22 protein-coding genes and 1 pseudogene are annotated in these 25,215 nt (G+C 59.0%); 21 read left to right on the top strand and 2 right to left on the bottom strand.

The genetic code is table 11. The annotated features are described in order from the left end of the window. The first annotated feature begins 219 nt into the window (after positions 1 to 219). From AC1D2Q_RS26385 to AC1D2Q_RS26340, 10 genes are all read left to right on the top strand, one after another. Positions 220 to 816, top strand: coding sequence for a paraquat-inducible protein A (locus AC1D2Q_RS26385; protein ID WP_477815096.1), 597 nt, complete (start codon positions 220 to 222; stop codon positions 814 to 816). Further along, positions 813 to 1,493 (top strand): paraquat-inducible protein A, encoded by a 681-nt coding sequence (locus AC1D2Q_RS26380; protein ID WP_477815095.1) that lies wholly within the window; start codon positions 813 to 815, stop codon positions 1,491 to 1,493. The genes AC1D2Q_RS26385 and AC1D2Q_RS26380 overlap by 4 nt, the downstream gene beginning before the upstream one ends. Continuing rightward, positions 1,474 to 3,129 carry a PqiB family protein gene (locus tag AC1D2Q_RS26375; protein WP_477815094.1) on the top strand — a complete coding sequence of 552 codons (1,656 nt, stop codon included), beginning with the start codon at positions 1,474 to 1,476 and terminating at the stop codon, positions 3,127 to 3,129. Before AC1D2Q_RS26380 ends, AC1D2Q_RS26375 begins: the two co-directional genes overlap by 20 nt. Before the next feature lie 16 nt (positions 3,130 to 3,145). Beyond that, on the top strand, positions 3,146 to 3,700 hold the full coding sequence (locus tag AC1D2Q_RS26370; RefSeq protein ID WP_477815093.1) for a PqiC family protein: 555 nt from the start codon (positions 3,146 to 3,148) through the stop codon (positions 3,698 to 3,700). Positions 3,701 to 3,987: 287 nt separating this feature from the next. Continuing rightward, positions 3,988 to 4,668 (top strand): lipopolysaccharide core heptose(II)-phosphate phosphatase PmrG, encoded by a 681-nt coding sequence (pmrG, locus tag AC1D2Q_RS26365; RefSeq protein WP_477815092.1) that lies wholly within the window; start codon positions 3,988 to 3,990, stop codon positions 4,666 to 4,668. Between the two features lie 187 nt (positions 4,669 to 4,855). Continuing rightward, on the top strand, positions 4,856 to 6,577 hold the full coding sequence (gene arnT / locus AC1D2Q_RS26360) for a lipid IV(A) 4-amino-4-deoxy-L-arabinosyltransferase (RefSeq protein WP_477815091.1): 1,722 nt from the start codon (positions 4,856 to 4,858) through the stop codon (positions 6,575 to 6,577). Between the two features lie 27 nt (positions 6,578 to 6,604). Further along, entirely contained in the window at positions 6,605 to 8,134 is a 1,530-nt protein-coding gene (locus AC1D2Q_RS26355) for an ArnT family glycosyltransferase (protein WP_477815090.1), read from the top strand. A gap of 202 nt (positions 8,135 to 8,336) precedes the next feature. Continuing rightward, positions 8,337 to 9,353, top strand: a complete 1,017-nt coding sequence (locus tag AC1D2Q_RS26350; protein WP_477815089.1) for an iron ABC transporter substrate-binding protein — start codon at positions 8,337 to 8,339, stop codon at positions 9,351 to 9,353. A gap of 3 nt (positions 9,354 to 9,356) precedes the next feature. After that, positions 9,357 to 10,955, top strand: coding sequence for an ABC transporter permease (locus AC1D2Q_RS26345; protein ID WP_477815106.1), 1,599 nt, complete (start codon positions 9,357 to 9,359; stop codon positions 10,953 to 10,955). Beyond that, on the top strand, positions 10,952 to 12,022 hold the full coding sequence (locus AC1D2Q_RS26340) for an ABC transporter ATP-binding protein (RefSeq protein ID WP_477815088.1): 1,071 nt from the start codon (positions 10,952 to 10,954) through the stop codon (positions 12,020 to 12,022). Before AC1D2Q_RS26345 ends, AC1D2Q_RS26340 begins: the two co-directional genes overlap by 4 nt. Before the next feature lie 100 nt (positions 12,023 to 12,122). Here the strand turns inward: AC1D2Q_RS26340 and AC1D2Q_RS26335 are convergent, their stop codons facing one another. Beyond that, positions 12,123 to 12,578, bottom strand: a complete 456-nt coding sequence (locus AC1D2Q_RS26335; protein ID WP_477815087.1) for a hypothetical protein — start codon at positions 12,576 to 12,578, stop codon at positions 12,123 to 12,125. 169 nt (positions 12,579 to 12,747) lie between these two features. Here AC1D2Q_RS26335 and AC1D2Q_RS26330 point away from each other — a divergent pair, with 169 nt between their 5' ends. After that, positions 12,748 to 12,888: a hypothetical protein gene (locus tag AC1D2Q_RS26330; RefSeq protein WP_477815086.1), complete on the top strand. Its 141-nt coding sequence runs from the start codon at positions 12,748 to 12,750 to the stop codon at positions 12,886 to 12,888. Between the two features lie 23 nt (positions 12,889 to 12,911). Here the strand turns inward: AC1D2Q_RS26330 and AC1D2Q_RS26325 are convergent. Beyond that, positions 12,912 to 13,016: pseudogene (locus tag AC1D2Q_RS26325) on the bottom strand (DUF4198 domain-containing protein); the annotation flags it as partial. Positions 13,017 to 13,222: 206 nt separating this feature from the next. On the opposite strand from AC1D2Q_RS26325, the gene AC1D2Q_RS26320 reads away from it, so the two are divergent. The 10 genes from AC1D2Q_RS26320 (at position 13,223) to AC1D2Q_RS26275 (ending at position 25,174) form a co-directional block, all read left to right on the top strand. Next, the gene (locus tag AC1D2Q_RS26320; protein ID WP_477815085.1) at positions 13,223 to 14,200 is read left to right on the top strand and encodes an IS5 family transposase; all 978 of its coding nucleotides are present in this window, start codon (positions 13,223 to 13,225) and stop codon (positions 14,198 to 14,200) included. Between the two features lie 560 nt (positions 14,201 to 14,760). Beyond that, on the top strand, positions 14,761 to 15,909 hold the full coding sequence (arnB, locus tag AC1D2Q_RS26315; RefSeq protein WP_477815084.1) for a UDP-4-amino-4-deoxy-L-arabinose aminotransferase: 1,149 nt from the start codon (positions 14,761 to 14,763) through the stop codon (positions 15,907 to 15,909). Further along, the gene (arnC, locus tag AC1D2Q_RS26310) at positions 15,906 to 16,925 is read left to right on the top strand and encodes an undecaprenyl-phosphate 4-deoxy-4-formamido-L-arabinose transferase (RefSeq protein WP_477815083.1); all 1,020 of its coding nucleotides are present in this window, start codon (positions 15,906 to 15,908) and stop codon (positions 16,923 to 16,925) included. The genes arnB and arnC overlap by 4 nt, the downstream gene beginning before the upstream one ends. Continuing rightward, positions 16,922 to 18,916 carry a bifunctional UDP-4-amino-4-deoxy-L-arabinose formyltransferase/UDP-glucuronic acid oxidase ArnA gene (gene arnA, locus AC1D2Q_RS26305; RefSeq protein WP_477815082.1) on the top strand — a complete coding sequence of 665 codons (1,995 nt, stop codon included), beginning with the start codon at positions 16,922 to 16,924 and terminating at the stop codon, positions 18,914 to 18,916. The genes arnC and arnA overlap by 4 nt, the downstream gene beginning before the upstream one ends. Continuing rightward, positions 18,916 to 19,800: a 4-deoxy-4-formamido-L-arabinose-phosphoundecaprenol deformylase gene (gene arnD, locus AC1D2Q_RS26300; RefSeq protein ID WP_064617800.1), complete on the top strand. Its 885-nt coding sequence runs from the start codon at positions 18,916 to 18,918 to the stop codon at positions 19,798 to 19,800. Before arnA ends, arnD begins: the two co-directional genes overlap by 1 nt. After that, positions 19,797 to 21,452, top strand: coding sequence for a lipid IV(A) 4-amino-4-deoxy-L-arabinosyltransferase (gene arnT, locus AC1D2Q_RS26295; protein WP_477815081.1), 1,656 nt, complete (start codon positions 19,797 to 19,799; stop codon positions 21,450 to 21,452). The genes arnD and arnT (AC1D2Q_RS26295) overlap by 4 nt, the downstream gene beginning before the upstream one ends. Next, positions 21,449 to 21,793 carry a 4-amino-4-deoxy-L-arabinose-phosphoundecaprenol flippase subunit ArnE gene (gene arnE / locus AC1D2Q_RS26290; protein ID WP_018925830.1) on the top strand — a complete coding sequence of 115 codons (345 nt, stop codon included), beginning with the start codon at positions 21,449 to 21,451 and terminating at the stop codon, positions 21,791 to 21,793. The genes arnT (AC1D2Q_RS26295) and arnE overlap by 4 nt, the downstream gene beginning before the upstream one ends. Continuing rightward, positions 21,790 to 22,203 (top strand): 4-amino-4-deoxy-L-arabinose-phosphoundecaprenol flippase subunit ArnF, encoded by a 414-nt coding sequence (gene arnF / locus AC1D2Q_RS26285; protein WP_019578860.1) that lies wholly within the window; start codon positions 21,790 to 21,792, stop codon positions 22,201 to 22,203. The genes arnE and arnF overlap by 4 nt, the downstream gene beginning before the upstream one ends. After that, positions 22,200 to 23,579 (top strand): UDP-glucose dehydrogenase family protein, encoded by a 1,380-nt coding sequence (locus tag AC1D2Q_RS26280; protein ID WP_477815080.1) that lies wholly within the window; start codon positions 22,200 to 22,202, stop codon positions 23,577 to 23,579. The genes arnF and AC1D2Q_RS26280 overlap by 4 nt, the downstream gene beginning before the upstream one ends. Next, positions 23,552 to 25,174, top strand: coding sequence for an ArnT family glycosyltransferase (locus AC1D2Q_RS26275; RefSeq protein WP_477815079.1), 1,623 nt, complete (start codon positions 23,552 to 23,554; stop codon positions 25,172 to 25,174). The genes AC1D2Q_RS26280 and AC1D2Q_RS26275 overlap by 28 nt, the downstream gene beginning before the upstream one ends. The last annotated feature ends 41 nt before the right edge of the window (positions 25,175 to 25,215 follow it).

Below are 25,215 nucleotides of genomic sequence, written 5' to 3'. Positions count from 1 at the left end.
TCCCATCCGTAGGAGCTGCCGAAGGCTGCGATCTTTTGATCTTGTTTTTAAAAATCAAAAGATCGCAGCCTTCGGCAGCTCCTACAGGGGACCTCATTGGCCTCCTCATTAATCGTTCCCTCTCCTTCCTCTTGATCAGCCATTTAATTTGCTCTATCGCTAGTCACTTCTATATTGAGGAGGTGCTCTGAATTTTCTGCCTCTTGGCGAGTGCGGCCCATGGCGACGACTGCCCCATTGATCATCTGCGAGCACTGCGACTGCGTGTATGAAAAAGTCACGCTCGCCAAACATCAAAAGGCCCTGTGCGTCCGTTGCGGCGGCGTGCTTGCGCGTTACAACGGTTTGTCGGTGCAACAACGCCTGGCGCTGAGCTTCACGGCGGCAGTGCTGTGGACTTTCTCAAATTTCTATCCGGTCATGAGCATCAGCCTCAAGGGCATGAAGAACAGCGCGACGCTGTGGGATTCGGTGGTGGCGCTGAGCCAGGGGCCGATCACTTTCATTGCGTTGGTGGCGGCGATTTCCATCATCATCGCGCCGATGTTCCAGCTGCTCCTGTTGATCTGGGTATTGAGCTTCGCCCTGACCTCCCGACGTTCCCCAGGCTTCAAGCTATGCATGCGCTGGCTGGAAACCCTCAGGCCCTGGAGCATGCTGGAAGTCTGCTTGCTTGGGGCCATGGTCGCGGTGTTCAAGCTCGCCGGGTTGCTGGATGTGCTGCCGGGTATCGGCATGTTTGCCCTGGCGGTCCTCAGCCTTTTGCTGATCCGCATCGCCGGGCGCGATGTGCGTGATTTGTGGGACACCCTATGAACAGGCCACCGCTCGCCAGCGAACTCAACCTGTGCCTGTGCCACAGTTGTGGCATGGCCTGCGACATGACCGATCAACCTCATGAATGCGAACGCTGCGGCGCGCCGTTGCATGCCCGCAAACCTGACTCACTGACCCGGACATGGGCCTATCTGCTGGCCTCACTGGTGTTTTATATCCCGGCCAATCTGCTGCCGGTAATGAACACGAGTCTGTTCGGCAACGGCTCCGACAGCACCATCATGAGCGGTGTGCTGGAGTTCTGGGCACACGGTGCATGGGACATTGCGCTGATCATTTTCATTGCCAGCATCGCGGTGCCGGGCATCAAGTTCGTTGCTCTCTCCTTGCTGCTGATCACGGTGCAACGCGGAAGCTTCTGGGCGCGCAAGGAACGTTCGAGACTTTACCGTTTCGTCGAGCTGATCGGCTACTGGTCGATGCTCGACGTAATTGTCGTTGCGCTGGTGGCGGCATTGGTGAAATTCCAGGCTTTGGGCGATATCGAACCGCGCCCGGGCATTCTGTTCTTTGGTCTGGTGGTGGTGTTCACCATGCTGTCGGCGATGAGTTTCGACCCGCGACTTATTTGGGATAAAGAGCGGGATAAAGAACGGGATCAAGCGCCGGAAAACCCACAAGATGAGGAGCGCATGGATGAAGTCCCAAGCCACTGACGGTCCGCACGCCCCTGGCCAGGCCGCGATCAAGACCCGTCGCTTCAGCGTCTCGCTGGTATGGATAGTGCCGATCGTTGCGGTGCTGGTGGGGATTTCCCTGGTGGTGCACAGCTGGCTGCAGGAAGGCCCGACCATTACCGTCACGTTCAAGACCGGTAGCGGCCTGGTGGCCAACAAGACCGAGGTCAAATACCGCAATGTGGTCATCGGCCGCGTCTCGGAAGTGAAACTGAGCGGCGACCAGAAACGCGTCGACGCCACGATCCAGCTCGACAAACAAGCTGAAAGCTTTACTCGCGCAGACTCGCAATTCTGGGTTGTGCGGCCGCGCATCGGCGCCGGTGGTGTTTCGGGCATCGATACCTTGCTGTCGGGCGACTACATTGGTGCCGACATCGGCCAGGCCGATGCCCGCTCCAAACACTTCACCGGGCTGGAAAACCCGCYGCCCATTACCTATGGCGAGCCGGGCAAACGCTTCATGCTGCACACTCAGGACCTCGGCTCGCTGGACATCGGCTCCCCCGTCTACTACCGCAAGATCCCCGTCGGGCAAGTGGTGGCGTATGAACTGGATGCCGACGGCAAAGGGGTGAACATCGAAATCTTCGTACACGCACCCAACGATGCCTACGTTACCGAAAATACCCGGTTCTGGAACGCCAGCGGTATTGATGTAAATGTCGGCGCCAACGGTTTTGCGGTTAAGACCGAGTCCCTGTCGGCCCTGTTGGTGGGCGGCATCGCGTTTCGCGCGCCGGAATACAGCCCCAACGATCAAGTGGCAGCCGAGGATAATGCCTTCGACCTGTTCGAGGATGAGCATACCGCCCTCGCCCCGCCCAACGGCAAGGCGCAGTACCTGAGCTTGCGTTTCGATCAGGCATTGCGCGGGCTCAAGGTTGATGCACCGGTGGAATTCCTCGGCATAGAGATCGGCCGGGTGGTGGCGGTCAATCTGGATTTCGACGTGAAGAACCGCAGCTTCCCGGTCAATGTCGGCATCGTGATCTACCCGCAACGCCTCGGTAAGGCTCATCTCAAATTGCTCGAAGCCTTGAAGCATGACCCCAACGACGAAGCCGCCAGCGTGCGCCTGATCGGCTCCTTCATCGAAAACGGCCTGCGAGCCCAGGCCCGTAACGGCAATCTGTTGACCGGCCAGCTGTACATCGCGCTCGACTTCTACCCCAAAGCTGAAAAAGTCGTGTTCGATCCGACCGCCCGTCCCGTCGTTATTCCCACCATTCCCGGCAGTCTTGAGCAGTTGCAGGAAAAACTCGAGAGCATGGTCAACAAGATCAACCAGCTGCCCATCGAACGCATAGCCGGCAACCTCGACAGCAACCTCGTCGAACTGCGCAAAAGCCTCGCACAATTCAACGCCAAGACCCTGCCCGGCGTGCAAACCACTCTGGCGGACGTCAGCAAGACCTTGCAATCGGCCAGTTCGACCCTCGCCGAAGATTCGCCACAACGGGAACAACTGAGCCAGACCCTGGACGAGCTTGGACGCATGTCGCGCTCGTTGCGTGAACTCTCGGATTACATGGGACGGCATCCGGAATCGCTGATTCGCGGCCGCCCCGACAATGCCCCGCCGATGGATCTGCAAGGGCCACCGCGCAACTGACCACAGGAGCTACCCCATGGCATTTTCGCTGAAGATCACGCTGGTCACTGCGTTGTTGCTACTCGCCGCTTGCCGCAGTGATCCGATTCAATTCCACACCCTGACCCCGGCTCAACCGAGCGGTGCAAGCGGCGGCGCGGACATCCAGATCGAAAGCATCACCGTGCCGCCCCAGGTCGACCGTCCGCAGATCGTCATTCGTCAAGGCAACGCCGGCCTGGCAATCCTCGAAACACAGTGGTGGGGCGCAAGCCTGTCGGAAGAACTGCGCAGTGCCCTGGTCGATCAACTGGTCAACAGTAACCCGCAGCGCAAAGTGTCGTTGCGCCTGGAAGTTCAGCGTTTTGACTCGATACCCGGTCAGTACGCATTGATCGACGTGAAATGGCGCCTGCGCAAACTCGGCGAAGGCGATGCTGCATTGGTCACTTGCCGCAGCACTTTGCAGACCCCGTCCGGCACGAGTATCGATGAGTTGGTGGTGGCTCATCAGAACAATGTGAAGCGCTTGGCCGCCACCATCAGCCAGGCTACCGCCAGTACATCGAGAAGCTGCCCGGCAGCAAAATAACAGTCATCAGGCGCCTTCCAGCTCAATGGTGAAACAACTGCCGTTGGGCTGAAGGCTGCTGAGTTCCACTCGTCAATTCTGATGGGTCACTGTACGTGGTGTTCAAGACAAGCGTTGCAACAACCAACTAAATAAGTACCGAAATATTTCTACGCAAAATTTTCACATCCCTTTCACTACTCCGACACCTGCCTTGAACTAGTGTCTTTCCATGGTCCTTCGAGCGTTGTTACGCCGGGTTGTATTTGAAAGTTATTCTCTATTGCGTACCGACGGGTAAACAAAACGTGGTTAATCATGTATCGCGCAAACAGCCAACAGCACGAATCGTTACGTCGCGGCTCGGCAAACTGGTCGCGACAACGGCCGCTCTGGTTATCGCGGCACTCGTCACGGGGTTTGTYTGGTGGCCCAGATCTCCGATCAACCTGGCGACCGCCGGGGTCGAAGCGACCAACAGCCTGGTCGATCGCTGGCAAGCCGGTGAAGTGGTGGTACTGGTTCGCCATGCGGAACGCTGCGACCAGTCCAGCAATCCGTGCCTTGGCCCCGCCGACGGCATTACCCGAGTCGGCAGCGAAGCCGCCACGGCCGTGGGCCAAGGCTTTATGCAGCTGGGCATGACCCAGACCGATGTGCTGAGTAGCCCAGCCACCCGCACGGCGCAAACCTCGCGCTACATGTTCGGTAAAGACGCGGTGACCCAGGAATGGCTGGTCAGTTGTGGCAAAACCCTGCGTAACGATGTGGTGGCGCACAAGCAAGCCCGTCGAAATCTGGTGCTGGTCACGCACAGCGGTTGCATCAGCGACTTCGAAGCCCAGACCGGTTTCGAGCACGCGACGACCAGTAAGTATGGCAGTGCCTTGTTCGTGCAAATTGCCGCCGACGGGCAACCTCAAGTGCTCGGCATTGTGAATGCCACTGACTGGCAGACACTGTTGCACGGCAAAGCCTTGAAACAATAATCGCGGCAAAAAAAGTCGAAGCCGAGAAAGCGTTTTTGCTCGGGCGGACTATAACTAGTCCGTAACCATTAGATGGCTGACGCAACTTCTGTAGTTCACATCGCTATTGTGTTGCTTTATGTAAGAAGTTCCGCTAGTGCACGCGTGCACCTGGCGGAACAACATCCTTCTGCGCCAAGGTCGAGTCATGACGTCCAATAACTTGTTGCCCCACCCCGACGGCTCTTTATTGCGTGGCACCGCGCGTGCGCTGCCCATCACCGAACGCTGGATCGTGCCCGGCTTGCTGCTGGCGTACGTGGTTTTCTACCTGCTGCCGCTAGTCACCCATGGTCTATGGATTCCCGATGAAACCCGTTATGGCCAGATCAGTCAGGAAATGCTGCTGAGCGGTAACTGGGTGTCCCCGCACTTCATGGGTATCCGCTACTTCGAGAAACCCATCGCCGGTTACTGGATGATCGCCATCGGTCAAGCGGTATTTGGCGACAACCTGTTTGGTGTGCGTATCGCTTCGGCGCTGAGCACCGGGCTGAGCGTCTGGCTGACTTACCTGATTGCTCGCCGATTCTGGAATGATCCGGGCAAGAGCTTTATCTGCACCTTGCTCTACATGAGCTTCGGCCTGATCGCCGGACAAGCCGGATACGCCAACCTCGATCCGCAATTCACGCTCTGGGTCAACTTGAGCCTGGTCGCGTTGTGGTTTGCCATCGATAGCCATTCCTCCCGCGGCAAACTCGGCGCTTGGGCGCTGTTGGGTTTTGCCTGTGGCATGGGCTTCCTGACCAAGGGCTTTCTCGCCTGGTTGTTGCCGGTGTTGATCGCCCTGCCCTACATGATTTGGCAGCGACGCCTGGGCGAGCTGTTGCGTTACGGACCACTGGCGGTGGTCGTGGCGACGGTGGTCTGCCTGCCGTGGGTGCTCGCCATTCACCATCAGGAACCGGATTTCTGGCGGTTCTTCTTCTGGCACGAACACATTCGCCGTTTCGCTGCCGATAACGCGCAACATGCTCGCCCGTGGTGGTTCTATCTGCCGCTGCTGGTCGCTTCGAGCCTGCCGTGGGCCGCCTTGTTGCCGACGACGTTGGTTCAGGCCTGGCAGCAAAAGCGCCAGCCCGTGATCGGTTTTCTGTTGCTCTGGATGCTGTTGCCGCTGGCGTTCTTCAGCTCGAGTAGCGGCAAACTGCCGACCTACATCATGCCGTGCCTGTTGCCTTTGGCGTTGCTGATGGGACACGCAGTGATGGAGCTGTTGAATCAGGGGCGTGGCCGGATCATTCGCATCAACGGCGTGATCAACGTCGTCATCGCCACCTGCGCCCTGATCGCCCTGCTTTATCTGCAAGCCACCAAAGAAGTCTACGAAAACACCGAGATGTTCGCCCTGTCCCTGGCGTTCATCGTGTTGCTCGGCTGGATCATCACCAACGCCTTGCAGGTGCTGCGTCCATTGATGTTCTGGGCCATGCCTGCACTCGGCATCTGGCTGCTGGTAGCGTTGTTGCCGGCAGCGATGCCGTCGAAGATCGTCAACAGCCAAATGCCTGACCAGTTTATCGCTGAGCATCTGGATGCCTTGAGTCAGACGACATCGTTGCTCAGCAACGATCTGGGCGCGGCGTCAGCTTTGTCGTGGCGACTGAAGCGGCCACAGGTCGATCTTTACAACACCATCGGCGAGCTGAAATATGGCCTCGATGATCCCGCCATGGCGTCACGTAAAGTCACCATGGACAACGTCGGGCAATGGATGACCGAGGCTCGCAAAAAAGGCGCGGTCGGTGTGGTGATGCGGGTTAACAGTGTCGTGGAAATGCAGGAAGTCGAGATGTTGCCCATCGATGGCAAGCGCTATCAGCGCGGCCAACTGGAGATTCTGATATTCCCGCAGAGCCAACCCTGACGCCGTCCGTTCTACAGGAAACCCGTCATGAAGTTTTGGGCAAGTGACAGGGGCGCGTTGGCGCTCCTGCTGGGTGTGTCTGCGCTGATTTTGTTGTTGGGTCTGGGCACGCGGGAGTTATGGGGGCCGGAAACCCGCTGGGCCAACATCGCGTTGCAAATGCTCCAGAGCGGTGACTATTTCGATCCCTACCTCAAGGGCGGGCCGTATTACGACAAACCGCTGCCCTCCTACTGGCTGATCACGGCCACGGCCTGGCTGACCGGTGGTTTGGGACACTGGTCATTACGCTTGTCTTCGGTGATTGCCGCCTGGTTGAGCATCTGGCTGGTGTACTTGATCGGCGAGCAGCTGATGCGCAAAGGCACCGGGTTGATTGCCGGCTGGATGCTGGCGACCACCTTCTATTTCGCGTTCTGGGCACGGGTCGCCACCGCCGACATCCTCACTGTCTGCGGTGTGCTGGCGGCGGTATGGTGGTATTGGCGCGGGCCGCAAGACACGCGTTTGAGCCGTTACCTGGTGTTTTTCCTGCTGTTGTCCCTGACCTCATTGTTCAAAGGCCTGATCGGCTTCATTCTGCCGGGCTTGCTGCTGTTACCGCATGTGGTGCAGGACGGTCGCTGGAAAAGCCACCTCAATCTGCGGCTGTGTGCTGCCCTGGTCATCGCCGGGGCGTTTTACATGACGCCGTTCATATTGTCGCACCTCTACGGCGCGCCGACTTATGGCGAAAGTGGCCTGGGCCTGGTGCTGCGGGAAAACGTCGTGCGGTTTTTCCAGCCCTTCGACCACATCGGACCGATCTACACCTATCTGCTTTACCTCCCGGTCTACACCCTGCCATGGGCGCCTTGCTGGATGCTGGGGTTGTGGTTTGCGCTGCGCTACTGGCGCACCGTCGAACCCAATACGCGCTGGCTGGTTTGGGGGTTAGGTCTGTTGATGCTGTTTTTCACGGCCAGCGGCAGTCGACGCAGTTACTACGTGTTGCCCCTGGTGCCCTTCGCCCAGTTGCTGGGCGCCTGGTGGATCACCCGGCGAATGGCCGAGCGCAACGCCACAGACAGGTTCGGTAGTCGCCGATTGAAAATCGGTTTCGGCCTGACCGCTGTGTTGTTGATGGCGATACTCGGTGTGTTCTATCCCTGGACCAACGGCGGTGGCGGCGTGGTTCAGTTCGGTGAGACGGTCAGGCTTGAGGCCAGCAAACGCGCACCGCTCAATACATGGCGCATGGTGATGATCGAGGTGGACAACAAAGTGCCGATGTACCTGCAAACCGGCGGCGCCCCCTTCTATTACGTGCAGCAAACCCAGGACTTTCCTCGCACCGGCGATACCGCCGCGCTGATGACCTGGCTGGACAACACCAGCGGCCAGCACTGGGACCCGCAGCGCACCATCGTTATCACCCAGTACCGCAACGGTGATGCGGTACCGCTGGGCTACCTGAGTGCCGACCATCAGGTCATCACCACCACGCCCACCAACGGCGAGCGCATATTCCACGGCCGTGAAGACCAGAGCGTGGCGTTTATTCCCCGGGGCGAATAAATGTCAGCGCAGGCTTTTGCTCACCACGGCGCCGGTTCGGGTTTTCCGTCGACAGTGAAATGACATCTATTAACGATTTTTTTGACGTTTTTTTCTCATTTGGCGCTCTACATTCGCGGCGACTCAAACATGCAAATGATTCGCATTGTTCCGATAATGAATCCGCGCGTGTTGACTAAAAAAAACAGGAGCCGTCGACAGAATGATTTCCCGCATCCCTTCGTTCCTTAAAAACGCATTGCTGACCACCGCTTTCCTCAGCGCCGGTCACGTGTATGCCGCTGCTCAGGCTGACGGTATCGTGGTCTACAACGCTCAACACGAAAGCCTGACCAAAGCCTGGATCGAAGGCTTCACCAAGGAAACCGGCATCAAAGTGACCGTGCGCAATGGCGACGACACCGAGATGGGCAATCAGCTCGTGCAAGAAGGTGCAGCCTCCCCGGCCGACGTGTTCCTGACCGAAAACTCCCCGGCGATGGTGCTGGTCGATAACGCGGGGCTGTTTGCACCGGTTGCGCCGAGCACGCTGGAACAAGTGGGCGCGGCCTATCGTCCGGCGCATGGCAAATGGGTAGGGATTGCCGCACGCTCCACGGTGTTCGTCTACAACCCGAGCAAGCTGGCTGAAACAGACTTGCCAAAATCGCTGATGGACCTCGCAGCACCGAACTGGAAAGGCCGCTGGGCCGCTTCGCCGGCCGGTGCCGACTTCCAGGCCATCGTCGCTGCCGTGCTGGAACTCAAGGGTGAAGCCGCGACCCTCGACTGGCTGAAAGCCATGAAAACCAACTTCACCGCCTACCGGGGCAACAGCGCCGTGCTCAAGGCAGTCAATGCCGGTCAGATCGACAGCGGCGTGATCTATCACTATTACAGCTTCGTCGATCAGTMCAAGACCGGCGAGAACAGCAAGAACACCTCGCTGAACTACTTCAAACACAAGGACCCAGGGGCCTTTGTCAGCCTGTCTGGTGGCGGCGTCCTGGCCTCCAGTCAACACAAGGAACAGGCCCAGGCCTTCCTGAGATGGATTACCGGCAAAGACGGCCAGGCGATCCTCAAGAACGGCAACTCGTTTGAATACGCCGTGGGCAAGAATGCAGAGTCCAATCCGAAACTGGTGCCGCTGCAGCAACTCGACGCTCCGACTGTCGACGTCTCGAAACTCGACAGCAAAAAGGCGGTTGAGCTGATGACCCAGGCCGGGCTGCTCTAATTGTTGCCTGAAACGCTACCGGCAGAGGTCGCTGCGGCGTCCTCTGTAAACTTGCGCGCACGCTCTCGCGGCGTCTTCTCGGGCCGTGGCGGCGCCTGGGTGATAAGTCTATCGGTGCTGATGTCGTTGTTGGCGTTACTGCCGATTGCTTTCGTGATCGGCGTATCGGTGCAGACTGGCTGGGCGACGCTTGTGACGCTGGTATGGCGCCCACGCGTCGGCGAGTTGCTGATCAACACCGTGCTGCTGGTGGTGCTCACCATTCCCTTGTGCATCGCACTGGGGCTGGCGCTGGCCTGGTTGACGGAACGCACCAACTTGCCGGGGCGGCGCTGGTGGTCGCTGTTGGCGACGGCGCCGCTGGCGGTGCCGGCATTCGTGCACAGCTATGCGTGGGTCAGTCTGGTGCCACCGATTCATGGGCTGTTTGCCGGCGTTCTGGTGTCGGTCATCGCCTATTTCCCGTTTCTTTACCTGCCGATAGCAGCGACTTTGCGCCGGCTCGATCCGGCCATCGAAGATGTCTCCGAGTCGTTGGGGCTCAAGCCCTGGGCAGTGTTCTTTCGCGTGGTGCTTCCGCAATTGCGCCTGGCCATCTGCGGCGGTGCCTTGCTGGTGGGGCTGCACCTGCTGGCCGAGTACGGTCTGTACGCCATGATTCGCTTCGACACCTTCACCACGGCCATCTTCGATCAGTTCAAGTCCACCTTCAACGGGCCTGCCGCCAATATGCTGGCCGGCGTCCTTGCGCTCTGCTGCCTGGCCATGCTGACGGCCGAGTCGGCTGCTCGCGGCACGGCACGCTACGCCCGGGTCGGGTCGGGAAGCGCGCGCGAACAAAGGATCGTGCGCTTGAAGTTGCGCACCACCCTACTCGCGCTCACGCTGCAAGGCATGACCTGCGTGCTGGCACTCGGTGTGCCGTTGATCACCCTTGGCAAGTGGCTGATCGCCGGTGGCGCGCAAGTCTGGAACCTCAGCGAATTGCTGCCAGCGCTGGAGCAGACGCTGATACTCGGGGCCGCCGGCGCGCTTATTACCACCTGCGCGGCCATCCCGATCGCCTGGCTGTCGATTCGCTCCCCGGGCCCGTTGCAACGTGTGCTGGAAAGCTGCAACTACATTACCAGCGCGTTGCCGGGGATTGTCGTGGCGCTGGCATTGGTGACCCTGACGATTCATTTTGCCCGGCCGATTTACCAGACCACCATCACGGTGCTGCTGGCGTATTTACTGATGTTTTTGCCCCGCGCCCTGGTGAGTTTGCGCGCAGGCATCGCCCAGGCGCCGGTGGAACTGGAGAACATGGCACGCAGCCTCGGCCGTTCGCCCGGTCGGGCGTTGTGGCTGATCACTCTGCGTCTGGCCGCACCCGGTGCGGCCGCTGGCGCTGCGCTGGTGTTTCTGGCGGTCAGCAATGAGTTGACCGCTACCCTGCTGCTCGCCCCCAATGGCACGCGCACCCTGGCCACCGGTTTCTGGGCAATGACCAGTGAAATCGACTATGCCGCCGCGGCGCCCTATGCCTTGCTCATGATTCTGCTGTCGCTTCCGTTAACCGGACTTCTTTACCATCAATCCAAACGCACGGCTGGCCGATGAACGCTCTTGAACTCCACTCGATCTGCAAGTCCTACGGTTCTCAACAAGCCCTGGAGAACATCAGCCTGTCGGTGCCGACGGGAAGCCGTACGGTGATCGTCGGCCCGTCCGGTTCGGGCAAGACCACCTTGCTGCGAATGATCGCCGGTTTCGAGTTCCCGGACTCGGGCAGCCTTGCGCTCAATGGTCAGACACTGGTCGACGCCACCCGCGAGGTGCCCGCGCATCAACGCTTGATCGGCTATGTTCCGCAGGATGGTGCACTGTTCCCGCACATGACCGTAGCCGCCAACATCGGTTTCGGGCTAGCGGCCAAGGGCGTTGCCAAACAGGAACGTGTCGCCGAGTTGATGGACAGCGTGGCACTGGATTCGAGCATGGCCAATCGTTGGCCGCATGAACTCTCCGGCGGCCAGCAACAGCGTGTCGCGCTGGCCCGGGCCCTGGCGCAACAACCACGGCTGATGTTGCTGGACGAGCCGTTTTCGGCACTCGATACCGGTTTGCGCGCCGCCATGCGCAAATTGGTCGCAAGGCTTCTGGCTGACGCCGGTGTCACGACCATTCTGGTGACTCACGATCAAAGTGAAGCGTTGTCATTCGCCGATCAGTTGGCGGTGATGCGTCAGGGCCGGCTAGTGCAATCCGGACATCCGCTGGACCTTTACCGCTATCCCGCCGATGAACAAACCGCCCTGTTTCTCGGGGATGCCGTGGTCATGCCGGCCAGAATTGAAGCGGGTTGGGCTCATTGCGATCTGGGTCGCATACCGGTCAACAACCACAGAAACAACCGATCAGCGCAAATCATGCTGCGCCCCGAGCAACTTCAGCTGATCAGCGCGCCCCACGGTCTGGAGCAACAGGACGGCTGTCGCGGCGTGGTCACCGAATGCGATTTCGGCGGTAATACCTGCACATTGACCGTGGAATTGCAGACGTTGAACGCTAATGAGCGTCCGGGGCGTTCATTGCTGGTGCGCAGTTCCGGCATGCACGCGCCACCCGCTGGCAGCGAGGTTCATGTGTCGACCATCGGCCACGCTCATGTACTGGGCGAACCTTAAGGAGCATCTGAAGAACGCGGGGCGCACCTTTGGATACGCGCATCTTGCCAGCAAAGCCCGGTGTTCGCCTGCATACACGCCGGGCACTCAAGGCACGCTGCTATTTCATTCCGATCAGGCCTTTAGCCTGGCTTCGGCTGTCGGAACTCAGGTTGTTGGAGGACATTGCATTATTCAGTGCATTGGTGGCCACGCTCAGCGCCGATTGCATGCCTCTGATGGTGGTCGTCAAAAGGTCTCGCTTCCGTTTCATTTCATCTTCAGGCAACGTCTTGTCGCTCAAGAGCTCCATTAACTCCTGATTTTTCTCAGCGATTTTTTCCTGAAGCTTACGGATGTTTTTCAGGACTTCCTTGACGTCCTCGGGCAGGCCGGATTGGTCGATATCCGCATTCTTTTCACTTTCCAGTTTTTCCAGGCCTTCTTTCGATATCTGAACCTTGGTAGTGGCAGGCGTAACACTTGTGCTGGCCGGGCTGTCTATCACAGAGGTTGACGTCGAGGTCACGACCTGAATATTCATGATCGGTGGGGTGTCGAACGGTGTGATTTTCATCGAGGTTCCGGTTCCTGGGCGTTGGTGGATTCTTGTTAAACCAGGTATCGGCTCGCAAAGACTGGGCTTTAGCGAAATGTATCCACTATGTACAAGTATGTATCTTGCGTGGGTGGGCGTAGTCAGGCGTCCAGACGATGGCCTGGACACGTCTCGTTAGCGGGGATCCATGATTGAGTCCTTGAAGCCACAGCTGGAAATGCTCTCTGCATGGGCGGCGGCCAATAAACAAGCAATCGAGCAGGCACGCACAACGTTCGATCAGCAAAGTTCTCCGGCAGCTACTGCCGAAGAAACTTTGCATACTTGAACAGAGCCTGATATGGCGAGTGATCAGTCGTGATGCACCTCGCCGACAAACGTCAGTAAGGTAAACAGGCCGCGCTCGGCGCTGACGTCGTTGGGCGCGCTGCGGTATTCGCCTATCAGCTTGATACCGTGCCGTTGGAAAATACGGTGTGCACATTTCATCGTAAAGCGCTGTGGTGACCACTTTGGTGATGGAACCTTCCGGTGGAGCCAAATATACATAGATGTATCTAAAATATAGATACGTTCACATTTTTTCGAGCGGAGTCTAGGGAAACTCTAAAGAAGACCTCCAAATTTGGCAGAATGCCTGATCTCAACCGCCGAGACGCCTGATGAAGCAGATGACCTTCGCCGACGCCGAGTACGCTGGCAAACGCAAGGAAACCCGTAAAGAGCGTTTCCTGATCGAGATGGATCAGGTCGTGCCCTGGAAGGGATTGATCAATCTGATCGAGCCTCATTACCCCAAGGGCGACGGTGGCCGTCCCGCCTATCCGTTAATGGCGGTGCTGCGCATACATCTGATGCAAAACTGGTTCGGCTACAGCGATCCGGCGATGGAGGAAGCGTTGTACGAAACAACGATCCTGCGCCAGTTCGCGGGATTGAGTCTGGATCGGATTCCCGATGAAACCACCATTCTCAACTTTCGGCGCTTGTTGGAAAAACACGAGCTGGCAGGCGGGATTTTGCAGGTCATCAACGGCTATTTGGGTGATCGTGGTTTGATGCTGCGCCAAGGCACCGTGGTCGATGCGACGATCATTCACGCGCCGAGTTCGACCAAGAACAAGGACGGCAAACGCGATCCTGAGATGCATCAGACGAAGAAAGGAAATCAATACTTCTTCGGCATGAAAGCGCATATCGGCGTCGATGCCGAGTCGGGTTTAGTCCATAGCCTGGTAGGCACTGCGGCGAATGTAGCGGACGTGACTCAAGTCGATCAGTTGCTGCACGGCGAGGAAACCTATGTCATTGGTGATGCGGGCTACACCGGCGTGGACAAGCGTGCGGAGCATCAGGATCGTCAGATGATCTGGTCGATCGCCGCACGCCCAAGCAGTTACAAAAAACATGGCAAGGCCAGTTTAATCACACGGGTATACCGCAAGATCGAGTTCGCGAAAGCCCAGGTACGAGCGAAGGTTGAACATCCATTCCGCGTGATCAAGCGCCAGTTTGGTTATACGAAAGTCCGGTTTCGCGGGCTGGCTAAAAACATCGCACAACAGACCACGCTATTTGCCCTGTCGAACCTTTGGATGGTGCGAAAACGGCTGCTGGCTACAGGAGAGGTGCGACTGTAATGCGGAAAAACGCCTTGGAAAGGTGCTGCTCGAAGGGAAATCGATAAGTTAAAAGCGGGAAAAGTCTGATTATCTGATCGAGCGAGCTTTTTTGAACATCAGGCCACGAGGGCATAAAAAATCGATGCCTACTTCAGAGCTTCCCTAAGCTTTTGAATCGATAACGGGTAAGAAACGAAATCGCCCTGAATATAACAATTCAAAAAAACAACTAAGCAATACAGCACAAGTCCATCAAGGCGGACACTTTTGTACGCCTTCTCCCACAAAAAGTGCGATGAGCCGGTAGAAGCCTGAACAGCGCCTGTATGGGCTTGAAATAAAACGAATCACCTACCGGTTTTTCATGTTCCTTTCACAAAATCGCGCTTACCCTCAACGGACCGGAGATGGCGTCTTGATGGCGTCCAATCCGCGGGCATGACAAGCAAAGTCAACCGATGTAATTTGTCACAAATTACTGGCAACTGCTTGATGCAGCGTTTGTTTTAGCGTCTACGCTGATGTTGGATCCAACGTTCAAGCCTGATAGTCTAATTTTTTTCAGTTCCGAGGTGCCCATGAGTCAGGCGTTTCTCCCCTTCTCTCGCCCGAGTATCGGCGACGAAGAAATTGCTGCGGTAGAGCAAGTACTGCGCTCTGGCTGGATCACTACCGGGCCGAAAAACCAGCAACTGGAAGAACACTTCGCCAACTATGTCGGCTGTCGGCATGCCGTCGCATTGTCCTCGGCCACCGGTGGCATGCACATTACTTTATTGGCGATGGGTATCGGTCCCGGCGACGAAGTCATCACACCGTCGCAGACCTGGGTGTCCACCGCCAACATGATCTGCCTGCTCGGTGCGACCCCGGTTTTCGTCGACGTTGATCGCGATACGCTGATGAGCGACGTGGCGAGCATCGAAGCGGCGATCACGCCTCGCACCAAGGCAATCATTCCGGTGCATTATGCCGGCGCGGCATTCGACCTCGATCCGCTCTACGCTCTGGCCGACAAACATGGCATCGCCGTCATCGAAGACGCGGCACACGCGGCGGGCACTTTCTACAAAGGTCGGCATGTCGGCGCCCAAGGCACGGCGATCTTCTCGTTCCACGCGATCAAGAACATGACCTGCGCCGAGGGCGCGATGTTCGTCAGCGACGATGAAGCCTTGGCCAATCGGGTACGCATGCTCAAGTTCCATGGCCTGGGCGTCGACGCCTACGACCGCCTCACCCACGGCCGCAAACCCCAGGCCCAGGTGATCGAACCCGGCTTCAAGTACAACCTGGCCGACATCAATGCAGCCATCGCCCTGGTGCAGCTGGAACGCCTGGACGCGATCAACGCCAAGCGCACAGAGCTGGCCCAGACCTACCTGCAACGCCTTAAAGGCCTGCCGGTGCAACCGCTGGCCATTCCGGCCCATGCGCAACAGCACGCCTGGCACCTGTTCATCCTGCGCATCGACGCCGAACGTTGCGGGCTGGATCGCGAGGCGTTCATGAAGGCGTTGCAGGAGCAGAACATCGGCACCGGTATTCACTTCATCGCCACCCACCTGCACACTTACTACCGGCAGCGTTTCCCCAACATCTACTTGCCCAACACCGAATGGAACTCGGCGCGGCTGTGTTCGATCCCGTTGTTCCCCGACATGACCACCGATGATGTCGATCGTGTCGTCGGCGCCATTGAAAAAACACTGGACAGAAGCCTGTGAAACCTTATCCGATCCGTTGCGTATCAATCGTCATCCCGGTCTACAACGAGCAGGACAGCCTGCCCGAGTTGCTCAGGCGCACCGAAGCGGCGTGCCAGCAACTGCACCATGACTACGAAATTGTGTTGGTCGACGACGGCAGCCGCGACGACTCGGCGCAAATCCTCGAGGAGGCGGCCAGTCTCGACGGCAGCCCGGTGGTGGCGGTCATTCTCAACCGCAACTACGGCCAGCACGCGGCGATCATGGCAGGGTTCGAACAATGCAAGGGCGATGTGGTGATCACCCTCGACGCCGACCTGCAAAACCCGCCTGAAGAAATCCCGCGGCTGGTGGCTCAGGCCGAACTGGGCTATGACGTGGTCGCCACGGTGCGCAACAACCGTCAGGACTCGGCCTTGCGTCGCTGGCCGTCGAAGCTGATCAACCTTGCCGTGCAACGCTCCACCGGTGTTGCCATGACCGACTACGGCTGCATGCTGCGCGCCTACCGCCGCACCATCGTCGACGCCATGCTCGCCTGCCGCGAACGCAGCACGTTCATCCCGATCCTGGCCAACAGCTTCGCCCGCCACACCACGGAAATTCTGGTGACCCACGCCGAGCGTGAACACGGCGAATCCAAATACAGCCCGATGCGCCTGATCAACCTGATGTTCGATCTGATCACCTGCATGACCACCACGCCGCTGCGATTGCTGAGCATCGTCGGCTTCGCCATGGCCGGCCTCGGCGTACTGTTCGCCATTGCGTTGATTGTGCTGCGCATGGCTTTCGGCGCCGGTTGGGCGGGCGGCGGTACGTTCGTCCTGTTCGCCGTACTGTTCGTTTTCACCGGTGGGCAATTCATTGGCATGGGCCTGCTGGGCGAGTACCTGGGCCGCATGTACAGCGACGTCCGGGCACGTCCACGGTTCTTTATCGAAAAGGTTTTGCGCAGCACCCCCTCTGCTCCTGCCCCCGTTATCACCGTTGACGGTCTCACTTCCACTTCTTCAGATCAGGTTCTCTCATGAGTGCAAAAGCTGTTGTCTTCGCTTATCACGATATTGGCTGTGCCGGCATCGAATCCCTGCTTGCCAGCGGTTTCGAGATTGCAGCCGTGTTCACCCATCCCGATGACCCGAAGGAAAATGCGTTCTATGGCTCGGTTGCGCAACTGTGCGCCCGTAAAGGCATCCCGGTGCATGCCCCGGAAGACGCCAACCACCCGCTGTGGATCGAGCGCATCAGCAAACTCAACCCCGAGTACCTGTTTTCGTTCTACTACCGCAACCTGCTGAGCGAACCACTGTTGGCCACGGCCAGCAAAGGCGCCTTCAACCTGCACGGCTCGTTGCTGCCTCGCTACCGTGGCCGCGCACCGGCCAACTGGGTACTGGTCAACGGTGAAACCGAGACCGGCGTGACCCTGCACCGCATGGTCAAACGTGCCGATGCCGGCGCAATCATCGCCCAGCAACGGGTGGTGATCGAGCGCGCCGACACCGCGCTGACCCTGCACGGCAAATTGCGCCAGGCCGCCAGCGATCTGCTGCGCGACACCTTGCCTGCATTGCTTCAGGGCAAAATCAGCGAAACCCCACAGGACGAATCCAAAGCCACCGTGTTTGGCCGTCGCACCCCGGCGGACGGCAAACTGGTCTGGAGCAAACCGGCCGAAGAACTGTTCAATCTGGTCCGCGCCGTGACCCAACCTTACCCGGGCGCGTTCTGCGCCGTGGGCGAGCACAAGTTGATTGTCTGGAGCGCGGATGTCGTCAAGGGCAACGAAGGCCAGGCACCGGGCCGGGTTATCAGCGTCGATCCGCTGCGAATCGCCTGCGGCGAAGACTCGCTGGTGATCAACGCCGGCCAACGCAACGACAACGGCCTGTACCTCAGCGGCCCACAACTGGCCAACGAGCTGGGGCTGGTCGACGGTTCTGTGCTGCGTGGCGCCGAATCGGGCCGTGCACCGCGTCGCACCCGCGTGCTGATCCTTGGCGTCAACGGCTTCATCGGCAATCACCTGTCCGAGCGCCTGCTGCGTGACGACCGCTATGAAGTGTACGGCCTGGACATCGGCTCGGACGCCATYGAGCGCCTGCGCAGCCATCCGAACTTCCACTTCGTCGAAGGCGATATCAGCATCCACTCGGAGTGGATCGAATACCACATCAAGAAATGCGACGTGGTCCTGCCGCTGGTGGCGATCGCCACGCCGATCGAATACACCCGCAATCCGCTGCGTGTATTCGAACTGGACTTCGAAGAGAACCTGAAACTGGTTCGCTACTGCGTCAAGTACAACAAGCGCGTGATCTTCCCGTCGACCTCCGAAGTCTATGGCATGTGCCAGGACGCCAACTTCGACGAAGACAGCTCCAACCTGGTGGTTGGGCCGATCAACAAGCAACGCTGGATCTACTCGATCTCCAAGCAGCTGCTTGACCGAGTGATCTGGGCTTACGGCCAGAAAGGCCTGAACTTCACCCTGTTCCGCCCTTTCAACTGGATGGGCCCACGCCTGGACCGTCTGGACTCGGCGCGTATCGGCAGCTCCCGGGCCATCACCCAGTTGATCCTGAACCTGGTGGAAGGCACGCCAATTCGCCTGTTCGACGGCGGCGAACAAAAACGCTGCTTCACCGACATTGCCGATGGCGTCGAAGCCCTGGCGCGGATCATCGACAACGACAACGATGTCTGCAACGGCCAGATCATCAACATCGGCAACCCGGACAACGAAGCCAGCATTCGTCAGCTGGGCGAAGAACTGCTGCGTCAGTTCGAAGCTCACCCGTTGCGCGACAACTTCCCGCCATTCGCCGGTTTCCGCGATATCGAAAGCAAGGCCTTCTACGGTACTGGCTATCAGGACGTTTCTCACCGCAAACCGAGCATCGCCAACGCCAAGCGTCTGCTTGACTGGGCACCCACCGTGGAGATGAAGGAAACCATCGGCAACACGCTGGACTTCTTCCTGCGCGAGGCCATGCTCGAAATCGCGGACAAAAAACGTTGATGCAGGCAGGCCTTCGAATCGATGTCGACACCTACCGAGGCACCCGTGAAGGGGTGCCGCGGTTACTCGAAATACTCGATGAAGCACAGGTCAAGGCGACGTTTTTCTTCAGCGTCGGGCCAGACAACATGGGGCGCCACTTGTGGCGCCTTATCCGTCCGCAGTTTCTCTGGAAGATGCTTCGTTCCAACGCTGCCGGCCTGTATGGCTGGGACATTTTGTTGGCCGGCACTGCGTGGCCAGGCAAACCGATCGGTCGCGACCTCGGGCACCTGATGCGTCAGGCCCAGGCGGCCGGGCATGAAGTCGGCCTGCACGCCTGGGATCACCACGGCTGGCAGGCCAATGCCGGACGCTGGAGCCAGGCGCAACTGATCGAGCAAATTCGCCGTGGCGTCGACAGCCTCAGTGACATCCTCGGTCAAAAAGTCGAATGCTCGGCATCCGCCGGTTGGCGGGCGGACGAGCGTGTGATCGAAGCCAAGCAAGGTTTCGGCTTTCGCTACAACAGCGATTGTCGAGGCCAGCACCTGTTCCAGCCGATCCTGACCAATGGTAGTCTGGGCGCACCGCAGATTCCGGTGGACCTGCCGACCTTCGACGAAGTGGTTGGCCCGACCGTTGCGGCCAAAGACTTCAACACCTTCATTCTTGAGCGGTTCTCCCCGCAAAAACTCAATGTCTACACTGTCCATGCCGAAGTAGAAGGGATTCTGATGGCCAACGATTTTCGCCAATTATTGGCCGATGCTCGCCAACGTGATATTCATTTCCAGCCCTTGGGCAATTTGCTTCCCGACGCCCCCGCCATCCTGCCAAAGGGCCGGGTCGTGCGCGGCACTCTTGAGGGGCGCGAAGGCTGGCTAGGGGTTCAAGGCGCATGAGCAAACCCTGGGCATTGCCGTTATTACTGGTCGTTCTGGCGCTGGCGTACCTGCTGCCGCTCGGCTCTCACGGCCTGTGGATTCCCGACGAAACCCGTTACGCCCAGATCAGCCAGGACATGCTCCTGAGCGGTAACTGGGTGTCGCCGCACTTCATGAGCCTGCGTTACTTCGAAAAGCCCATCGCGGGCTACTGGATGATCGCCATCGGCCAGGCGCTGTTTGGCGATAATCTGTTTGGCGTGCGTATCGCCTCGGTGCTGAGTACCGGGCTGAGCGTGTTGCTGTGTTATCTGATCGCTCACCGGCTGTGGAACGAGCCGCGCAAGAGTTTTGCCTGTGCGCTGCTGTACATGAGCTTTGCGATCGTCGCCGGGCAAGCCGGCTACGCCAACCTCGATCCGCAATTCACCTTCTGGGTCAACCTGAGCCTGGTGGCTTTGTGGTTTGCGCTGGACAGCACCAGCCGTGGCCAGCGTCTGCTCGGCTGGACAGTACTGGGGCTGGCCTGCGGCATGGGTTTCATGACCAAAGGCTTCCTCGCCTGGGCGTTGCCGGTATTGATCGCCCTGCCCTGGGTGCTCTGGCAGAAACGCTGGCGGGAACTGCTGACTTACGGCCCGGTGGCGATTGTCGTGGCCATCGCGGTGAGCCTGCCGTGGGTCCTGGCGGTGCACGCGCAGGAACCCGATTACTGGCGGTTCTTCTTCTGGCACGAACACATTCGCCGCTTCGCCGGGGATGACGCCCAACACGATGCGCCATGGTGGTTCTACCTGCCGCTGCTGGTGGCGTTCAGCCTGCCATGGGCGGCGTTGCTGCCATCGGCGCTGAAACAGGCCTGGCAGACCCGGCGTCAGGCCAACATCGCTTTCCTGCTGCTGTGGCTGCTGATGCCCTTGCTGTTTTTCAGCCTGAGCAACGGCAAGCTGCCGACCTACATCATGCCCTGCCTGCTGCCTCTGGCGTTGTTGCTGGGCCATGCCCTGGCGGACCGACTGAAGCTGGAACAGGGCCGGGTGCTGGGGATCAATGGCCTGCTGAACATGACGCTGGGCCTGATCGTCCTGATTGCGCTGGTCTATCTGCAACTGAAAAAGCCGCTGTACACCCACGAACTGCACAACCTGGTATTGGTGTTCATCGGGTTGATCGGCTGGATCATGGCCAACCTGCTGCAGGCCTTCCGTCCCTTGCAATGCTGGGCGGCACCGGCCTTTGGCAGTTTACTGCTGATCGGCGTGCTGCCGGCCGGCATGCCGGATTCGGTGGTGGCGAACAAGATGCCCGACCAGTTCATCCTCCAGCACGCCCCGGAACTGGCGCAAACCGACAAGCTGTTGAGCAACGACCTGGGCGCTGCCTCGGCCCTGGCCTGGCGCTTGAAACGCCCGGAAGTGGCGTTGTACAACACGATAGGCGAATTGAAATACGGCCTCGACTATCCTGATCCAGATGCAATGCAGCAGCGGGTCGATCTCGAGCAAGTGCAACAGTGGATGCGCGAAGCGCGTCAGAGTGGTTCGGTCGGCGTGGTGATGCGGGTCAAAGGGGATGACGAACTGCAAGAAATCGAACTGCTGCCCAAGGATGGCAAACGTTATGAACAAGGCAACCTGGTGATCCTGATCTTCCCTCGGGATGCATCATGAGCCTGTTGCTGCTACTGACCGCCTGCCTGCTGACTTGCCTTGGCCAGATCGCCCAGAAGTACGCCGTGGAAAGCTGGCGTGGCAAGACCTCGGGCTGGGGCGAGAAACTGCGTTCGCCCTGGCTGTGGCTGGCGCTCGCCTCTCTGGGGCTGGGTTTGCTGGTCTGGCTGCTGGTATTGCAGCGCCTCGAAGTCGGTATCGCCTATCCCATGCTCAGCCTGAATTTCGTGCTGATCACACTGGTCGCCCGTTTCGTCTTTCACGAAGTCATCGACCGCCGTCACTGGTTGGGCGTGGCCCTGGTGATTGGTGGCGTGGCGTTGCTGGGGCAACACGCATGAGCCTGCGTCGCGGAATCGCCTTTGCCATGGGCAGCGTGGTGCTGGGCACCGCCGCGCAGCTGGGCATGCGCTGGAGCATGACTCGCTTGCCACATCCCGAACAGTGGTTAGCGGCCTTGAGCAGCGGCAGTGTCGATATGCCCGCTGTGATTGTCGTGCTGGCCGCCATCCTCGCCTATGCTGTGTCGATGCTCACCTGGCTCGCCGCCCTGCGGGATGTACCCCTGGGTCGGGCCTATTCGCTGCTGAGCATCAGCTACGCGCTGGTGTATGTGCTGGCCGCCAGCCTGCCGCTGTTCAACGAATCCTTCAGTCTTTCAAAAACCCTGGGAGTGGCGCTGGTCATCCTGGGTGTCATCACTATTAATTCTCGACCTGCTCGCGCGCCCGAACTTAGGAGTGCATCATGAAAATCAGTGTATTTGGTAGCGGTTACGTTGGTCTGGTGCAAGCCGCCGTCCTGGCTGAAGTCGGCCATGACGTAGTGTGCATGGACATTGACGAGAAAAAGGTTGCGTTGCTGCAACAAGGCCACGTCAGCATCTTCGAGCCGGGGCTGGCCAGCCTGGTGCGTGAAAGCCTGGATGCCAAGCGGCTGCACTTCACCTCGGACGAAAAGTTCGCGGTGCAACATGGACAGGTACTGTTCATCGCCGTCGGCACGCCGTCCCGGGAGGATGGTTCGGCGGATCTGCAATACGTGTTGTCCGTGGGTGAAGCGGTGGCGCGTCATCGTGAACAACCGGTGATCCTGGTGGAGAAATCCACGGTGCCGGTGGGCACCGGCGATACGCTACGCGCCCATATCGACCAGTACCTGCTCAAGGCCGGCCGTCAGCTGCAGTTCGATATCGTTTCCAACCCGGAGTTTTTGAAAGAAGGTTCGGCCGTGGCCGATTGCCGGCGCCCGGACCGCATCATCATCGGCTGTGAAGGCGATGAAGTGCGCGAGGTGATGCGCGACCTCTATGCACCGTTCAACCGCAACCATGACCGCGTCATGTTCATGGACCTGCGCAGCGCCGAGCTGACCAAATACGCCGCCAACTGCATGCTGGCGACCAAAATCAGCTTCATCAACCAGATCGCCGAACTGGCCGAACACCTGGGGGCCGACATCGAATCGGTACGGCTGGGCATCGGTGCCGATTCGCGCATCGGTTACCACTTCATCTATCCCGGCTGCGGTTACGGCGGCTCGTGTTTCCCCAAGGACATGCGCGCGCTGATTCACAGTGCCGAAGAAGCCCATTGCAACAGCGACCTGCTGCAAGCGGTGGAGGCCATCAACGAGCGGCAGAAACACAAACTGTTCGAACGCATCAACGCCTTCTACAAGGGTGATTTGCGCGACAAGACCTTCGCCGTTTGGGGCCTGGCCTTCAAGCCCAACACCGACGACATGCGCGATGCGCCGAGCCGGGTGCTACTGGAATCGCTGTGGGCTGCGGGGGCCAATGTACGGGCGTTCGACCCGGAAGCCATGCAGGAAACCCAACAGCTTTATCCTGACGAACCGAAGCTGATGCTCATGGGCACGCCGGAATCAGTCCTTTCGGGCGCCGACGCATTGATCATCTGCACCGAATGGCAGCAGTTCAAGGCGCCGGACTTCGACCTGATCCAGCAACGCCTGAATGCACCGGTGATTTTCGACGGACGTAACCTGTACGACGCAGAGCGCCTGGCCCGCAGCGGTTTCCTGTACTTCCCGATGGGCCGCGGTGAATCCCGCAAATTGCCAATTCCCCTTCAGCAATGGCCATCGGCCTCAGTCGTCGCGTGAGTACGGTATCGCCCGGCATTCGTCGGCAGTCCTTAGGGTTCGGGCTGCTGACACTGATGCTGTTCATCGCCGGGGCGTATCAGCAAACGGCGATCGGTTTCGATTCGCGGTTCGTGCTGTTCGCCCAGGAGATGCTGCGCCACGGGCCGTCGTTTTTCCCGACCACCTACGGCCAGCCTTATGCCGATTACTCGGCGCTGTCGACATTGTTCGTCTGGTTGCTGTCCCTGCCATTCGGGCAGGTCAACAGCCTCACCGCCTGGTTGCCGAGCGCCATCGGCGCCGCGGTGATCGTCACGTTGATGTACCGGCTGCTCGCGCCCTGCTCCACACGCTGGGCGCTGCTTAGCATCGCGTTGCTGTTGCTCACCAGTACGTTTGTCACTGAAACCCGTGCCGTGTCCCAGGACCTGATGCTGGCGGCCGTGGCTTTTTCGGTGTTCTACCTTGGGTACGCCGCCGATCATTTCGCCATGCCCCGTCGGTGGCCGCTTATTTTTGCGTTGCTGCTGTTGGGCTTCGGAGTTCGCGGGCCGATCGGGCTGGTGATCCCCACCGGCATGTTGTGCAGCTACTACCTGCTCAATCGCCAATGGTCGCGGTTGTTCGGTTTTGGCCTGTTGGCGGCCGTGTTGCTGGTGGTGTGCGTCGGCGCACTGCTGTGGCTGGCCGAAGCCAGTGGTGGAACGGCCTTCATGCATGACGTGGTGCGCATGCAGTTCATGGGACGTATGGACGGCAGTGAAGGCGTCAGTGGTTCGCTGTATTACTTCACCGCTTCGTTTGGCAACTATGCGCTCGCTTATCCATTGGCACTGCTGGTATTGGCCGCGGTCTGGCTGACGAATCCACGGCAGGCAGGTCCGGCATTACGCTTGTTGCAATACTGCACGGCGGCCGGGTTGATCGTGATGATTGGCTTATCGATTCCCCAGGCGAAAAAGGCCCGTTACCTGCTGCCGATGCTGCCCATGGCGGCGATCATTGCGGCGTACCCGTTTCAGGTGGCGCAAGGTCGGGTATTCGGTTGGTTGCGGGGTTTGATGCAAGGGCTTTGGTTGGTGATACCGGGGGTGTTGATTGTCGCATTGCTGATCATTCAGCGGCGTCTGCCAGCACAACCTCCTGCCTTTGTGCCGGTATTGATCGTGCTTGCGGCCCTGCAAGTCATCGCGCTGGCGGCTTGGTTCCGCGCTCACTGGCGAGCCGAGGTGCTGGCCTGTTGCGCTGTTCTGGCGCTGTGGTCGGTGTACATTCTGGTGTTTGAACCGGTCGAGCGTCAGCTTTACGACACGCAAACCTTCAGCCGAGCCGCGTTCGCAGAAGTTCAAAAAGCCCCGGCGCCGTTGGTGCTGCACGGCATGGGCAAAGACGCCAAGGCGATCAAGTTCATGGTCAATATCGAGCAGGACTTGCAACCGGTGTTCACCGAATCGATTCAGGAGCTGGAAGCCCTCTCGGGGCCGGCCTGGCTGATGATGGACCGAAACGACTACAACGCCTTGCAAGGCACTCCGCTGGGTGCCCAGCCACCGGTATTGAGCGGACGTTTCGATAAAAACGATTTCGTATTGCTGCACACACCTCCCTTGTAGGAACTGTCGCAGGCTGCGATCTTTTGATGGTTTCGATGTTG

The organism is Pseudomonas sp. P1_A1 (assembly GCF_056406935.1).
The sequence above is the reverse complement of the archived record's forward strand: the minus strand, read 5'-3'. Positions and strand labels throughout refer to the sequence as shown.

Bases quoted from the DNA above. Each gene is read 5' to 3' on its own strand.
- AC1D2Q_RS26385 (WP_477815096.1), top strand. From the start codon at position 220: ATGGCGACGACTGCCCCATTGATCATCTGCGAGCACTGCGACTGCGTG.
- AC1D2Q_RS26380 (WP_477815095.1), top strand. From the start codon at position 813: ATGAACAGGCCACCGCTCGCCAGCGAACTCAACCTGTGCCTGTGCCAC.
- AC1D2Q_RS26370 (WP_477815093.1), top strand. From the start codon at position 3,146: ATGGCATTTTCGCTGAAGATCACGCTGGTCACTGCGTTGTTGCTACTC.
- arnT (WP_477815091.1), top strand. From the start codon at position 4,856: ATGACGTCCAATAACTTGTTGCCCCACCCCGACGGCTCTTTATTGCGT.
- AC1D2Q_RS26355 (WP_477815090.1), top strand. From the start codon at position 6,605: ATGAAGTTTTGGGCAAGTGACAGGGGCGCGTTGGCGCTCCTGCTGGGT.
- AC1D2Q_RS26340 (WP_477815088.1), top strand. From the start codon at position 10,952: ATGAACGCTCTTGAACTCCACTCGATCTGCAAGTCCTACGGTTCTCAA.
- AC1D2Q_RS26335 (WP_477815087.1), bottom strand. From the start codon at position 12,578: ATGAAAATCACACCGTTCGACACCCCACCGATCATGAATATTCAGGTC.
- AC1D2Q_RS26330 (WP_477815086.1), top strand. From the start codon at position 12,748: ATGATTGAGTCCTTGAAGCCACAGCTGGAAATGCTCTCTGCATGGGCG.
- AC1D2Q_RS26320 (WP_477815085.1), top strand. From the start codon at position 13,223: ATGAAGCAGATGACCTTCGCCGACGCCGAGTACGCTGGCAAACGCAAG.
- arnB (WP_477815084.1), top strand. From the start codon at position 14,761: ATGAGTCAGGCGTTTCTCCCCTTCTCTCGCCCGAGTATCGGCGACGAA.
- arnD (WP_064617800.1), top strand. From the start codon at position 18,916: ATGCAGGCAGGCCTTCGAATCGATGTCGACACCTACCGAGGCACCCGT.
- arnT (WP_477815081.1), top strand. From the start codon at position 19,797: ATGAGCAAACCCTGGGCATTGCCGTTATTACTGGTCGTTCTGGCGCTG.
- arnE (WP_018925830.1), top strand. From the start codon at position 21,449: ATGAGCCTGTTGCTGCTACTGACCGCCTGCCTGCTGACTTGCCTTGGC.
- arnF (WP_019578860.1), top strand. From the start codon at position 21,790: ATGAGCCTGCGTCGCGGAATCGCCTTTGCCATGGGCAGCGTGGTGCTG.
- AC1D2Q_RS26280 (WP_477815080.1), top strand. From the start codon at position 22,200: ATGAAAATCAGTGTATTTGGTAGCGGTTACGTTGGTCTGGTGCAAGCC.
- AC1D2Q_RS26275 (WP_477815079.1), top strand. From the start codon at position 23,552: ATGGCCATCGGCCTCAGTCGTCGCGTGAGTACGGTATCGCCCGGCATT.